The following is a 13442-nucleotide window of genomic DNA, read 5'->3' on the forward strand; positions in this document are numbered from 1 at the left end:
TGGCTTCACCAGCAGATGCCCTCGTAGGCCGCGAAGCCCGCGTCGCGCAGGTCGGCATAACCGTTCAGGTCCACGACGCGGGCGCCCTTGGCGAGGGCGACGATGCGCTGGCGGGTCTCGGCGTCGGCGTGGCCCACGACGACGATCTCGGCGCGCGCGAGCGCGGCGTCGGGCGTCTCCTGCAGCAGCCGGTCGAGGTGGGGGATCTCGCGGTCGATGTATTCCTTGTTCTTGCCCAGCAGCCGCGCGACCTTGACGAACTTGTCGTAGATGGCGAGGTCGAAGCCCTTGCCGAGCAGGCGCTCGGCCAGCACCACGAGGGGCGAGTCGCGCAGGTCGTCGGTGCCGGGCTTGAAGGCCAGGCCGAACAGGGCCACCGGCTTGCGGCCGGCCGCAGCAACGAGGTCATAGGCGCGGCCGATGTGGGCCTCGTTGCTGTCCAGCAGGGAGCCGAGCACGGGGATGTCGACGCCGCGCTCGCGGGCGATGGTGAGGAAGCCCTTGACCTCCTTGGGCAGGCAGGAGCCGCCGAAGGCGAAGCCCGGCCGCAGATAGGCCTTGGAGATGTTGAGCTGGGTGTCGCGGCAGAACAGCTCCAGCACGTCGCGCGAGTCCAGGCCGGTTTCCTTCAGCACGGCGCCGGCCTCGTTGGCAAAGACGATCTTCAGCGCATGGAAGACGTTGCACAGGTACTTCACCGACTCGGCCACGCCCACGTCGGCCGCGACGAAGTTGCCCGGCACGCCGGCGTACAGGCGCTTCATGACCTCCACGCCCGCTTCGTCGAGGCTGCCGACGATGGTCTGCGGCGGCTTGTGGAAGTCGGCGACCGAAGAACCTTCGCGGAGGAACTCGGGGTTGAAGACCAGCGAGAGCCGGTCGCCGATGCGGCGGCCCGCGGCCTTCTCCAGCAACGGGGCGATGCGGACACGGGTGGTGCCGGGCGCCACGGTGCTGCGGATGACCAGGGTGTGGGGGCCATCCTTGCGGGCGATCTCGGCGCCGATCTGGCCCACCACCGCGTCGAGCGCGGTCAGGTCAGGCATGTAGTTGGGCAGGGCCGGCGTGGCCACGGAGATCAGCGAGATCTCGGTGTCGCGCACGGCGGCGGCAACGTCGGCGGTGGCCGTCAGCCGGCCGGCCTTGACGGCGGCGGCGATCAGCTCCTCGATGCCCTCCTCCACCACGGGCGACTGGCCGGAGGCGATGAGCTCGACCTTGAGCGGGTTGATGTCCACGCCCACCACCTCGTGGCCGAGTTCGGGCAGGCAGGCGCAGGACACCGCGCCGACGTAGCCGAGACCGAAAACCGAAACCTTCATGTTGTCCCTTTGATCCTGTGGAATGACTTCAGGCGGCGGCGCGCGCGGTCGCGGCGCCCAGGCCCGCGTTGCGCAGGAAGGCGTCGAACATCAGCAGCGCCCACAGCGGCTGGGCATGGTCCATGGCGCCGCGCTCGTGCTGGTCCAGCAGCCGGGCGATGGTGGCGGGGTTGAACCAGCCCGTCTGGGCGAGGGCGCCCTGCTGCAGGGCCTGGCGCGTCTGCTCGCGCAGGGGGCCGCGCAGCCAGCGCGCCAGCGGCACGGCGAAGCCCATCTTGGGCCGGTAGAGCACGTCGTGCGGCAGCATGGGCTCCAGCGCCTTCTTGAAGATGTACTTGCCCTCGGGGCCGCGCAGCTTGAGGTCGGACGGCAGCGTGGCGATCCACTCGACGAAGGGATGGTCCATCAGCGGCTCGCGCACCTCCAGGCTGTGGGCCATGCTGGCGCGGTCGACCTTGGTGTTGATGTCGCCGGGCAGGTAGGTGTGGATGTCGAGGTACTGGATGAGGGCCAGCGGGTCGTCGGTGCCGGCGCGACGGGCGTGGTGGTGGAAGACCTCGCTGGCATGCCAGCCCTGCAGGTCGCGCTTGAAGCCGTCGCTGAAGAGCTGCTGGCGCAGCGGGTCGCGCACCAGGCCCATGGTGTTGAAGTAGGCGTCGACCGAGTTGCGGGCGATGGCCTGGAAGGTGGTCTTGGCACGGAAGACGCGCGGCGCCCAGTCGGCCTTGGGGTAGACGCGGGCGAGCGGCCCGAACACGCCACGGCGCAGGGCGAGCGGGAAGGCGCGGCGCATGCGCTCTTCCATCATGTGCAGGCGGTAGCGGCGGTAGCCGCCCAGGCTCTCGTCGCCGCCGTCGCCCGACAGCGCCACCGTCACATGCTTGCGCGCCAGCTGGCAGACCCGGTAGGTGGGAATGGCCGAGGAGTCCGCGTAGGGCTCGTCGTAGAGGTGGGCCAGCAGGTCGACGAGGCCGAAGTCGTCGCTGGAGACGGTCTCGGTGCGGTGGTTGGTGTGGTAGCGATCCGCCACCATCTGGGCGAACTCGGTCTCGTTGAACTTGGGGTCGTCGAAGCCGATGGAGCAGGTGTTGACCGGCTGGCCGTCGAGCTGCGCCATGGCCGCCACCACGGCACTCGAGTCCACGCCGCCGGAGAGGAAGGCGCCGAGCGGCACCTCGGCCTTCAGGCGCAGCTTGACGGACTCGGTCAGGCGCCGGCGCAGCTCCTCGGCGGCCTCTTCCTCGCCGATCTTGGCGTCCAGCGTGAACTTGACGTCCCAGTAGCGCTGCGGCTCACCCAGGGGCTGGCCGCGCTTGACGAGCAGGCGGTGGCCCGGCGCCAGCTTCTGGGCGTGGCGGTAGATGGTCCAGGGGTCGGGCACGTAGCCCAGCGCGAAATAAGCCTCGACGGCGCGCGGGTCGATCTCCTGGCGCAGGCCGCCGTGGGCCATCAGGCTCTTGAGCTCGGAGCCGAAGAGCAGCCAGCCGTCTTCCGTGACGGCGTAGTGCAGCGGCTTCACGCCCATGCGGTCGCGCGCCATGAAGAGGCAGTCGCGGCGGCGGTCGTGGATCATGAAGGCGAACATGCCGCGCAGGTGGTGCACGCAGTCCTCGCCCCAGTGCTCCCAGGCGCGCACGATGGCTTCCGAATCGCTCTTGGTGCGGAACACATAGCCGTGGCCGCGCAGCTCGTCCATCAGCTCGAGGTAGTTGTAGACCTCGCCGTTGAAGACCAGGGCCACCGACTTGTCGTCGTTGAAGATGGGCTGCTGGCCGGTGGCGATGTCGATGACCGAGAGCCGCCGGTGGCCGAAGCCGACGCCCGGCTCGATGTGCAGGTCACCCTCATCCGGCCCGCGGTGGTGCTGGGACTCGTTCATCCGGTGCAGGCGCTCGCGCTCCGGGAGGCGCTGGCCGCGGGTGTCGAACAGACCGGTGATGCCGCACATGGGTTGGACCTGGTTCAGCCAATCGATGGAAGGGTCCGCGCCGGCCCGGGGCCTCTAACGCGGGTAAAGGCGGATTCTTACCGAGCTTGGTGTCGCCGCCGGCGGCCAGCCGGTGCCAGCGTGATCTGGGGCACGTCTTGCCCCCCTGTCCAGGGGATGTGCCGCCGGCATTGCGACGGAACGCGGCGCGTTCAGCGGGCAGGCGCCGAGGCGTACAGCGCGCCGTAGGCCGAGACCATGGTGTCGAGGCTGAACTCGGCGCGGGCCCGCGCCAGCGAGGCCTCGGCCAGGCGGGCGCGCAGCGGCGCGTCGCCCACGAGGCGCGCCAGGGCCGCGGCCAGGGCGGCGCTGTCGCGAGCGGGCACGAGCAGGCCGTTGCCACCTTCGCCCGACTGCACCAGCTCAGGGTTGCCGCCCACGTCCGTCGCCACGGGCGCGCAGCCGCAGGCCATGGCCTCCAGCAGGGTGTTGCTGATGCCTTCGGCCTGCGAGGGCAGCGCGAAGACGTCGAACTGAGGCAGCAGGGCCGCCACGTCGCCGCGGTCGCCGGGCAGCCAGGCCTGGCCGGCCGCGCCGGCCTCGGCGAGCCGTGCGCGTGCAGCCTCCAGCAGCGGGCCGCCGCCCAGCATGGCCAGGCGCAGGCGCGGCCAGTCGGCGGGGCGCAGTTCGCGCAGGCGCAGGAAGGCGTCGACGAGGTTGAGCGGGTCCTTGACGGCCTGCATGCGGCCGACCGCGCCGACGACGAGGTGCTCGCCGCGGCGGTAGGGCCAGTCCGGCGGCGCCTCGGCCCCGGGCTTGAAGCGCTGGGTGTCGACGCCGTTGCAGATGCGCTGCACGCGAGCCGGCGCGAAGCCCACCGGACCGGTCAGGTAGGTCTCGATGGCCCTGGACAGCGCGACGAAGCGGTGCACGCCCGTCCCGTAGATGCGGCGCAGCCGCTGGTTGGCGCGGTTGACGCCGCCGAGGTCGCCCACGTCCCAGCCATGCTCGCTGTGCACGCGCAGCGGCACACGGGCGGCCCAGGCCGGCAGCTGGAATTCCATGGCGCCGAGGTTGCGCGTGTGCACGACGGCCGGGCGCAGCTCGCGCAGCAGCCGGTAGACGCGCGGGTAGAGCCACAGCCCCTGCCCCGGCGGCTTCTCCAGGGCGATGAAGCGGGTGCCGGGCGCCTTGACGCGTTCCTTGAAGGCGGTGATCTGGGTCACCGCCACCACCGCATGCCGGAAGGCCGGCAGGTGGTTGATGAGGTTGACGACGCCGTTCTCCAGCCCGCCGGTGTCGAAGCGGTGCAGCAGGTGGACGACCAGGGGCCGTCCGTCTTCACCGCCCGTCGCGGTCACAGGCGCCAGAGTCGGTAGCCGGCGCCTTCGATCGCCTTGGCGTCGAAGGCGGCCTTCACGTCGATGAAGGCGCCGCCCTTGACCAGCTTCTTGCCGATGTCTTCCATGCTCAGCGCCGCGTACTCGCGGTGCGAGACGGCCGCCACGATGGCGTCGGCGCGCGGCAGCTCGTCGAAGGGCATCAGGCGCACGCCGTACTCGTGCATGGCCTCTTCGGCTTCGGCCTGCGCGTCGGTCACGAAGACCTCGACGCCGTAGCTCTTGAGCTCGTTGATGATGTCGATGACCTTGGAGTTGCGCAGGTCGCCGCAGTTCTCCTTGAAGGTCAGGCCCAGCACGTTGACGCGGGCACCCTTGATGTAGCTGCCGCTGGCGATCATCTGCTTGATGGTCTGCTCGGCGATGAACTTGCCCATGCCGTCGTTGATGCGCCGGCCCGCCAGGATGACCTGCGGGTGATAGCCCAGCATGTCGGCCTTGTGGGTCAGGTAGTAGGGGTCGACGCCGATGCAGTGCCCGCCCACCAGGCCCGGCTTGAACTTCAGGAAGTTCCACTTGGTGCCGGCGGCCTCCAGCACCTCGGAGGTGTCGATGCCGAGCTTGTCGAAGATGATGGCCAGCTCGTTCATCAACGCGATGTTGAGGTCGCGCTGGGTGTTCTCGATGACCTTGGCGGCCTCGGCGGCCTTGATGCTGGAGGCGCGGTGCACGCCGGGCTGGATGATCTTTTCGTAGACCTGGGCCACCTTCTCCAGTGTCTCGGGCGTGTCGCCGGAGACGATCTTGAGGATCTTGGTCAGGGTGTGCTCGCGGTCACCGGGGTTGATGCGTTCGGGGCTGTAGCCGACGAAGAAGTCCTGCTTCCACTTCATCCCGGATTCGCGCTCCAGCACGGGGATGCAGACCTCCTCGGTGGCACCGGGGTAGACGGTGCTCTCGTAGACGACGATGGCGCCCTTCTTCATGTGGCGGCCCACGCTGGTGGAGGAGCCGACCAGCGGGCGGAAGTCGGGGATGTGGGCCTCGTCCACCGGCGTGGGCACGGCCACGATGATGACGTCGGCCTCGGCCAGCAGCGCCGGGTCGTCCGTGTAGATGGCGTGCTTGGCGGCCTGGACTTCCTCGTCGCTGAGCTCGCGGCTCGGGTCCGTGCCGCGCCGGCAGGCCTCGACCTTGTTCTTGGCGATGTCGAAGCCGATGGTGCGCATCTGCTTGCCGAACTCCACCACCAGGGGCAGGCCCACGTAGCCGAGGCCGATGACTGCGAGCGTGTTCATGGATAGGTTCTCGTTGCTGTGAATGTGGAATCGCGCGTGATTGTCAACGCTGGGGCGGATCGCCGCGGTCGCGGACCCCACGCAAAGCGGTGTCCAGCGTGGCCCAGTTCGCATGCACGAAATCACGCAGCAGGGCGTCGTCCGGGCCCGCCGCGGCCTTGTCGGCGTAGACGAGCACGACGGCCGCGTCGTCGCCCTGCCCCAGCAGGCTGCGCCAGGCGCCGTAGACCTTGGCCTGCCAGTCGCTGGTGAAGGGGCGGCCGTTGATCCAGTAGACCTGCCAGACACGCAGGCGCGGCGCCTGGCTGCCGTCGCCGCTGACGCGGTTCAGGGCCTGGCCGCGCAACTCGGCGGTGCGCCAGGGCTGGCCGTCGACCTCGGCACGGCCGGCGGCGGTGCGGGCCCATTCCTTGTCTTCCTCGACGTTGACGAGGTCGTTGACCGAAGTGACGAGCTGGCGGCCGTAGCGCTGGTCGCGGTAGTAGCCGATGAACAGGCCCACCGGGGCGCCGCGTGCCACCGGCTCGAAGCGGCCGTGCAGGGAAGAGGCGGCGTTCATGAAATGCGGCTGCCAGCGCGTCATGGGCTCGGCGGACCAGGTCCAGCCCGGCAGGGCCGGCGCGGCGAGCAGGGGCGTGCCGTGCGCACCGGCTCGCGCAGCCTGGGCGCGCAGCGCGGGCGGGGCGGCGACCAGCAGCAGGGCGGCCACCAGGATGGCCGCGGCGCGCGGCCCCGGTGCGCGGGAGAGGGGCTCCGGCGGCGGCGCGGGGATGGGGGCGGCGTCGGGGTCGGCCCAGCGCGAGCCGATCATGAACATGGCCAGCATGATCAGGCCGAAGAAGACCCAGCCGTAGATGATGTGGTCCACCCCCACGGCCAGCTTGTTGCCCGAGAGGTGGCCCAGCATGACGATCATGTAGGCGCGCAGCCAGTTGGCCACCAGGGGCGTGACGATGGCGACGCCGACGAAGGCCCAGCGCTTGCGGGGGCTCTGGTAGTTCAGGTAGGCGAACAGGGTGCCGACCATGACCGAGGCCATCAGGTAGCGGATGCCGCTGCAGGCCTGCACCACCGACCACGACCCCGAAGGAATGATGAACTGCAGCGCTTCCCGGAACACCGGGATGCCGCTGGCGCGCAGGGCGATGACGGTGAAGTCGGCCGTGCGCTCCATCAGCCAGGGCGTCAGGAAGTCGCCGAAGGGCACGGCGAAGAAGAGGAAGCCCAGCGGGAAGGCGATGCGGCGCGCGGCCTCCGTGCCGAGCAGGGCCGGCACCAGGGCCACGGCCATGCCGAGCAGGGCGAACTGCGTGGCCGAGTTGGCCGCGGCGAGGTCGCCCGCCAGCCACAACAGGCCCAGCGGCGGCAGCAGCCACAGCCAGAGCGGGGCCGCGCGCGGCGTGAGCGGGGCCAGGTCGGCCCGGCGGCGCCAGACCAGCCAGGCCGAGATGGGCGGCACGACCCAGGCATGGGCGAAGGTCTCGGAGCGGTTCCAGATCTCGACCATGGCCGCGCCGGTCGAGAAGTACAGCGCCGCCAGCAGCGACCAGGCCAGGGCCAGGCCGAGCAGGGGCAGTCGCCAGGCGGTGGGCAGATGGATCACGCGGCCTCCAGGTGACGGTCCAGGCCGGCCAGGTGGGCATCCCAGCTGTAGCCGTCGACGACGAACTCGCGGGCGCTGCGGCCGGCGGCGTCGGCGGCGGCCCGGTCTGCAAGCCACGCACCGACGCGTTCGACATAGGCCGACGCGTCGTCGGCCGGCTGCAGGCCCGGCTGGGGCTGGGCCGTGATGGCGCGCACGCAGTCGCCCGCGGCCACGACCGGCCGCGCCATGGCCATGGCCTCCAGCACCTTGTTCTGGATGCCGCGCGCCAGGCGCAGCGGCGCGACGACGGCGGCGGCGTGCTGCAGCCAGGGCCGCACGTCGGCCACCGTGCCGGTGACGTTGACGGCCTCGCCCGCCAGGGCCTGCACGGCCGGCGCCGGGCTGCGGCCGACGATGTGAAAGCGCAGCGCGGGAAAGCGCTCGCGCAGCGCGGGCAGCATCTCACGGGCGAACCAGCTCACCGCGTCGACGTTGGGCCAGTAGTCCATGGCGCCGGTGAAGACGAGCGGCAGCTCCCCCGCGGCGAACGGACTGGCCCGCGCCGGATCGGGCGCGAAGAAGTCGGCATCCACGCCGTTGCCGAGGGCGGCCAGGCGCAGCGGCTGGCCGGGGCTGAGCTCGCGGAACAACGCCACCTCGTGGTCGGTGACGAAGAAGCTGCAGGCCGCCTCGCGCGCCACGCGCTGCTCGAAGCCCAGCAGCTTGGCCGACTCGCGGCGGTACAGCCACGACATCGGCCAGGCATGCTCGGGGGCATAGTCGCGCCACTTGGCGGAGTCGACGTCGACGAAGTCGACCAGCGTCTTCACGCCCTTGAGGCCGGCGGCGTACTGGGCCATCACGCCGCTGAAGACGACGACGGCATCGAAGCCGACGCGGGCCGCGGCCTCGTCCACCCAGGCCTGCAGGCCGGCGTCGCGGTAATAGGGCAGGCTCAGGGCCTCGCCGCTGAGCAGGCCGCGCAGGCTCGCCAGCTTGGCCGTGCGCGGGTTCAGGCGCACGGCATGCAACCCCGCGCAGAGTTCGCGCACGCGCGGCAGGTGGACCTCGTCGTCGGGGTCGTCGATGAAGGTGCCGAGATGGACTTCGTGCCGCGCCGCCAGGTGCTTGAGCAGGTGGTAGGAGCGCACCTTGTCGCCCTTGTTGGGCGGATAGGGCAGGCGGTGGACGAGGTAGAGCAGCTTCATGCCGGCGCTCTCAGCCCAGGTTCTTGACGATGAAGGGGCCGAGCCAGTTGGCCACGCCGATGGGCAGCTTGCGCCAGGTCTTGATGAGGAACTGGTACTTGGGGTTGTTGGGGTTGTTCTGGGGAATGGCGTCCCGCTTGAACAGCCGGTACTCGTAGGACAGCGGCTGCGGCTCGAAGCCCCAGTTCTTCTTGAAGGCGTAGGGGCCGGTGCCCTGCTTGCTGCGGCCGTAGTCGAAGACCTTGAGGCCACGGGCGCAGGCGCGCCGCATCAGCTCCCAGTACTTGAAATCGTTCGCGGCCAGGTCCCGCGCCGCTTCGTCGTCGCCGGCGTAGTAGGGCAGGCATTCGTCGCGGAAGTAGAAGGTCAGCACCGTGGACAGCGGCTTGCCGTCGGGGGCGGTGACGGTGAGCACCTCGGCATCGGCGCCGAATTCGTCCAGCAGGGCCTGGAAGTACTTCTTGGGCATGGCCGGCGTGCCGTGGCGGTGCACGTTGTCGGCGTAGAGGTCGAAGAAGCGGTCGACGTTGGGGTCGATCTGCGCGCGCAGTTCGTTCTTGATGCCTTTGCGCACCATGGCCCGCTGCTTGCGCGGAATGGCGAGCATGTTGGCTTCCTCGTCGGGCAGGATCTCCTTGCGGAAGGTGACGTAGAGGTCCTGGCGCGGCCAGTCGGGGTGGCGGGCGCTGCCGAGGTAGCGGTATTCGAGATGCTCGGCGCCCTGCCCTCGCGCGATCTTCTCGGCCTCGGCCTCCAGCGCCGCGGCGGCCTCGTCGTTCAGCGCCGCCACGCCGCCGTAGACGGCGAAGGGCAGGCTGGCCACCGAATGGCCGAAGAGCCGGCTCTTGACCTCGGCCAGCGGCAGCACGCCTTCGATGGCGCCGTCGCGCTCGGCGTAGAGAAAGAAGCCCCGATGGCCGAAGACCGACTCGATGATGCGCAGCCAGCCGCTGCGATGGAAGAAGGTGGCCTGGGGGCAGGACTGCACGAAGGCGTCCCAGCGCGTGGACGCAGCCTGGTCTTGCGCGGCGAGGCGCGCAATGCGGATCGGTGCACTCATCTAGGCGGGGCTCAGCGAGGGCGCGGGCACGCGCGGGCTGGCCTCGCGGCCCAGGAAGATGTCGTCCATGCGGCCCCAGCGGAAGTCGCCGAGCAGCCGCACGATGCGGCCCTGGGTGCGAGCGATGTTGACGTAATGGCGGAAGCGCGTCTTGGCGTCGATGCCGGCCACGCGGGGCTGGTCGGGGTCGATCTCCCAGGGATGGAAGTAGAAGACCGCCGGCTCGCCGTCGACCTCGTTGACGCGGCGGATCATCCAGCGCGACAACGCATAGGGCAGCAGCCGGAAATAGCCGCCGCCGCTGCTGGGCAGGTTGCGCGAGCCCATGCGCAGCGTCGTCACCGGGATCTCGAGCAGGCCCTCGCGCACCGGGTAGGCGAAGCGCGGCGAGTCCGGCATGCCGTAGTGGTCGTGGGCGATGGGGTAGACACTGCTGGAGTAGCGGTAGCCGGCATCGCGCAGCACGTCGAAGGCCCAGAGGTTGCCCTTGCCGATGGAGAAGCTGGGCGCGCGATAGCCCACGACCGGCACGCCGCCGAGATCCTCGAGCAGCTTCTTGGCGCTGGCGATGTCCTGCAGGAAGGCCGCGGGGCTGAGGTCGCTGGCACGCTCGTGGCCGTAGCCGTGGCTGGCCAGCTCGTGGCCGCCGGCCACGATGGCCTTGACGACCTGCGGATAGCGCTCGGCGATCCAGCCGAGGGTGAAGAAGGTGGCCTTCACCTGTTGTTCGGCCAGCAGCGCGAGGATGGCGTCGACGTTGCGCTCGACGCGGCACTCCAGGCCGTTCCAGTCCTCGCGGCGGATGTAGGGCGCAAAGGCCGAGACCTGGAAGTAGTCCTCCACGTCGATGCTCATCGCATTGCGCAGGGCCGGGGTCGGGGTGGGCATCAGCATGGCCAGCGTCCTGTCATTGCTGCTTGACGGCGTCCACCAGCTTCTGCAGCAGCGCCAGCGTCTGCAGGTTGATGCGCTCCAGGCGCATCATGCTGCGCTCCAGGCGTTGCAGGCGGTCGGTATGGTGGTCGGCACTCAGCGCCGCGATCTCGGACGACAGGCCCTCCACCTCGGCGACGCTCATCTTCAGCTTGTTCACGTCCAGGGCACCCGGGGCGCTGTCCAGGGCGCCGGGGCGGCTGTCGGGCAGGCGCGCGGGCACGCTGTCGAGCGGGCTGACGTCGCTGTGGCGCGGCACCTCGCTCTCCTGGGCGATGTCGCGCAGCACCTCCTTCACGTCGGCCAGCGTCAGGTGGGTGCGGCCCTGCATGAAGCCCAGCAGCAGCAGGCGGTCGCACAGGCGGTTGATGCGGCGCGGGATGCCGTTGCTGGCCTTGTGGATGGCCGGGAAGGCGTCGTGGTCGAAGGTGGGCTTGCCGGTGGAGCCCGCGCACTTCAGGCGGTGCTCCATGTAGCGCTGGGTCTCGTCCTCGTCCAGCGGGCCGATGTGGCAGGTGGCCGCGACGCGCTGGCGGAACTGCTCCATTTCGGGCTTCTGCAGGATGCCGCGGAACTCGGGCTGGCCGACCAGGAACGTCTGCAGCAGCGACTGGTTGGCGAACTGGAAGTTGGAGAGCATGCGCAGCTCCTCCACCGCACGCGGCGTGAGGTTCTGGGCCTCGTCGACGATGAGCAGGCAGCGCTTGCCCTGGGTCACCTGGTTGACGAAGAAGGCCTCCAGCGTCATCAGCAGCTCGGACTTGGGCGCGTCCTTCACGCGCACGCCGAAGGCGGCGCCCACCATGCGCAGCGTGTCCTCGGCATCGAGCTGGGTCGTCACGACGTTGCCGATGACGACATTGCTGCGGTTCAGGCTGTCGAGCAGGCCGCGCAGCAGCGTCGTCTTGCCGGCGCCGATCTCGCCGGTGATGACGATGAAGCCGTCGTTGCGCAGCACGCCGTAGTCCAGGTAGGCCTTGGCCCGGCGATGCTGCTTGCTGCCGTAGTAGAAGTTCGGGTCCGGGCTGAGCTGAAAGGGCTTGCTGCTCAGGCCGTAGAAGGCTTCGTACATGTCAGTTGTCCATAGCGCTACGCAACACCCACAGTTGATGAAACCCGGGTATTGCGGGCCGAGCGCTGGGCCGCTCCCGAGCCGGCCCGCGCTGGCGATGTGCTTGCGGCTCAATGCCGCAAGCATCGCCGTCCCCGCGGGGGACCGACCGGACTCGCTCGCGTTCAGCGATGCGAGGGTGGGCGAGGGGCTGTTTCACTTCAGAACAGTTGCGTCAGGTTGGCGTAGACCGCATTCTCGGAGTAGGACGTGGTGCCGGCGAAGCGGCTGTGGCGCCCTCCGAGCATCACGTTCAAACGCGTGCCGAGGCGGGCGTTCCAGTTGGCGGTGAGGCTGGTCAGCCTGGCGGAAGGGGTGCCGGCGTCGCCCGTCGTCTCCTGGCGCGAGGCCGTCAGCGAGGCGCTGGACGAGGGCGTCAGCTGGTGGCTGCCCGTGAGCGAATACGAGCGCTGCTCCACGTGGGCGGTGTTGGCGAGGTCGCCCTGGTTCAGGTTGCTGCCCAGGCGGCTGGTGACCGAGCGGCTGACCTGGGCGGCCAGCGTGGTGCGGGCGCCCTGGAGCGTGATGCTGGCAAGCTGGCTGTGCAGCCGGCTCGGCCCCGTGGACAGGAAGCCCAGCGCCGCCGGGGCGTCGGGCGAGATGCCCTGCGCCTGCAGGAAGGCGCGCACCAGCACGTCGCGCTTGACCGGGTCGGGTTCCAGCGAGGCGAACATCAGGAAGAACTGGTCGTAGTTGCTGCGCACGCCGCCGGTGGCGCCGGTGTTGCCCAGCATGGTGGAGACGGTGTCGGACAGCCGCCAGACCGAGCGCGACATGCGGTGCTCGAAGGTCAGGCCGTGGCTGTTGCCATAGTTGTGGCGCTGCCAGTCGCCGTTGACGCGGGTGCGCGCCGTCGGCGTCCATTGGCCGGTGACGCCGCCGGTGACGCCGCTCTGCGAGCTGCCGCCGAGGAAGTCGTTGCGCTCGCGGCCGGCGTTGGCCGTGAAGAACCAGTCGGGGTCGGGGCGATAGTTCAGGCCACCGGTCATCGTCGAGCTGCGGTTGGAGGCCGCCGAGGACGACTTGACCTCCTGGGTGCTGGCGCGCAGCCACCAGGCCAGCAGGCCGCCGTTGAGCTGGTTGACGACGAGGGAGCCGCCGGTGGCGCGGCTGTCGCCGAGGCTGCTGCCGCGCACTTCGGTGCGGCTGAAATCACCCCGCAGGTCGAAGCTGGCCAGCCCGCCCAGCTGGCCGTGCAGCAGCGGCGACACGCTCAGCGTGCCGGTCTCGTGCTGGTTGGAATTGGCGAGGTTGGAAATCGCGCCTTGGGACCCCAGGGTCGGCGTGCTCTGCAGGCCGAAGGCCGAAGCGTTCTGCTGGCCGATGCTGGCGCGCATGTCGACGAAGAGGGTGCGGCTGATCAGCTCGGCCTGGCCGCTTGCCGAGAGCGAGTTCTGCACCCGCGAGGGCTGGTCGGACTTGATGTAGGCGATGCCGTTGAGCGAATAGTCCAGCGTGCCGCGCACAGCGCCGCCGGTGCTCCTGATGGTGATGCCGGGCGACACGGTGGTGATGAGCGCCGCATCCTTGTTCCGGTCCGACAGGGTGAGGTTGTCCGTCCAGGTCTCCATCACGGTCAGGCGGGGCTGGATGGAGGTGCCCCCGCCCTGGCCCGCCGCAACGGCGAGACGGGCATCCTGGGCATGCGCGGCCATCGC

General features: G+C 70.0%; 10 protein-coding genes. All 10 read right to left on the minus strand.

Translation table 11 applies throughout. From position 1 onward, the window contains the following. Window positions 1–5: 5 nt before the first annotated feature. The 10 genes from LXT12_RS05430 to LXT12_RS05475 all read right to left on the minus strand — a co-directional run bounded on the left by LXT12_RS05430 (window position 6) and on the right by LXT12_RS05475 (window position 13439). Window positions 6–1322: a nucleotide sugar dehydrogenase gene (locus tag LXT12_RS05430; RefSeq protein ID WP_233390226.1), complete on the minus strand. Its 1317-nt coding sequence runs from the start codon at window positions 1320–1322 to the stop codon at window positions 6–8. A 28-nt stretch (window positions 1323–1350) separates the two neighbouring features. After that, window positions 1351–3270: an XrtA/PEP-CTERM system amidotransferase gene (locus LXT12_RS05435; RefSeq protein ID WP_233390227.1), complete on the minus strand. Its 1920-nt coding sequence runs from the start codon at window positions 3268–3270 to the stop codon at window positions 1351–1353. Between the two features lie 191 nt (window positions 3271–3461). Beyond that, on the minus strand, window positions 3462–4610 hold the full coding sequence (locus LXT12_RS05440) for a TIGR03088 family PEP-CTERM/XrtA system glycosyltransferase (protein WP_233390229.1): 1149 nt from the start codon (window positions 4608–4610) through the stop codon (window positions 3462–3464). Continuing rightward, window positions 4607–5887, minus strand: coding sequence for a nucleotide sugar dehydrogenase (locus LXT12_RS05445; protein WP_233390230.1), 1281 nt, complete (start codon window positions 5885–5887; stop codon window positions 4607–4609). Before LXT12_RS05445 ends, LXT12_RS05440 begins: the two co-directional genes overlap by 4 nt. Window positions 5888–5930: 43 nt before the next feature. Then, window positions 5931–7490: an exosortase A gene (xrtA, locus tag LXT12_RS05450; protein WP_233390232.1), complete on the minus strand. Its 1560-nt coding sequence runs from the start codon at window positions 7488–7490 to the stop codon at window positions 5931–5933. Beyond that, the gene (locus LXT12_RS05455) at window positions 7487–8680 is read right to left on the minus strand and encodes a TIGR03087 family PEP-CTERM/XrtA system glycosyltransferase (RefSeq protein ID WP_233390234.1); all 1194 of its coding nucleotides are present in this window, start codon (window positions 8678–8680) and stop codon (window positions 7487–7489) included. The genes xrtA and LXT12_RS05455 overlap by 4 nt, the downstream gene beginning before the upstream one ends. A 10-nt stretch (window positions 8681–8690) precedes the next feature. Then, a complete protein-coding gene (locus LXT12_RS05460; RefSeq protein WP_233390236.1) occupies window positions 8691–9740 on the minus strand; it encodes a FemAB family XrtA/PEP-CTERM system-associated protein in 1050 nt (349 codons plus the stop codon). After that, complete coding sequence (locus LXT12_RS05465; protein WP_419964760.1) at window positions 9741–10634, minus strand: XrtA system polysaccharide deacetylase; 894 nt, start codon at window positions 10632–10634, stop codon at window positions 9741–9743. A gap of 13 nt (window positions 10635–10647) precedes the next feature. Next, entirely contained in the window at window positions 10648–11745 is a 1098-nt protein-coding gene (locus LXT12_RS05470) for an XrtA/PEP-CTERM system-associated ATPase (RefSeq protein WP_233390237.1), read from the minus strand. Window positions 11746–11945: 200 nt separating this feature from the next. Next, window positions 11946–13439: a TIGR03016 family PEP-CTERM system-associated outer membrane protein gene (locus tag LXT12_RS05475; protein ID WP_233390239.1), complete on the minus strand. Its 1494-nt coding sequence runs from the start codon at window positions 13437–13439 to the stop codon at window positions 11946–11948. Between the last annotated feature and the right edge of the window lie 3 nt (window positions 13440–13442).

The sequence above is a fragment of the Pelomonas caseinilytica genome (genome assembly GCF_021353235.1).
In the GTDB taxonomy this organism is placed as follows: Bacteria; Pseudomonadota; Gammaproteobacteria; order Burkholderiales; family Burkholderiaceae_C; genus Pelomonas; species Pelomonas caseinilytica.

Coding starts and splice junctions, on each gene's coding strand:
- LXT12_RS05430 (WP_233390226.1), bottom strand. CDS start 1,322: ATGAAGGTTTCGGTTTTCGGTCTCGGCTACGTCGGCGCGGTGTCCTGC.
- LXT12_RS05435 (WP_233390227.1), bottom strand. CDS start 3,270: ATGTGCGGCATCACCGGTCTGTTCGACACCCGCGGCCAGCGCCTCCCG.
- LXT12_RS05445 (WP_233390230.1), bottom strand. CDS start 5,887: ATGAACACGCTCGCAGTCATCGGCCTCGGCTACGTGGGCCTGCCCCTG.
- LXT12_RS05455 (WP_233390234.1), bottom strand. CDS start 8,680: ATGAAGCTGCTCTACCTCGTCCACCGCCTGCCCTATCCGCCCAACAAG.
- LXT12_RS05460 (WP_233390236.1), bottom strand. CDS start 9,740: ATGAGTGCACCGATCCGCATTGCGCGCCTCGCCGCGCAAGACCAGGCT.
- LXT12_RS05465 (WP_419964760.1), bottom strand. CDS start 10,634: ATGCTGATGCCCACCCCGACCCCGGCCCTGCGCAATGCGATGAGCATC.
- LXT12_RS05470 (WP_233390237.1), bottom strand. CDS start 11,745: ATGTACGAAGCCTTCTACGGCCTGAGCAGCAAGCCCTTTCAGCTCAGC.
- LXT12_RS05475 (WP_233390239.1), bottom strand. CDS start 13,439: ATGGCCGCGCATGCCCAGGATGCCCGTCTCGCCGTTGCGGCGGGCCAG.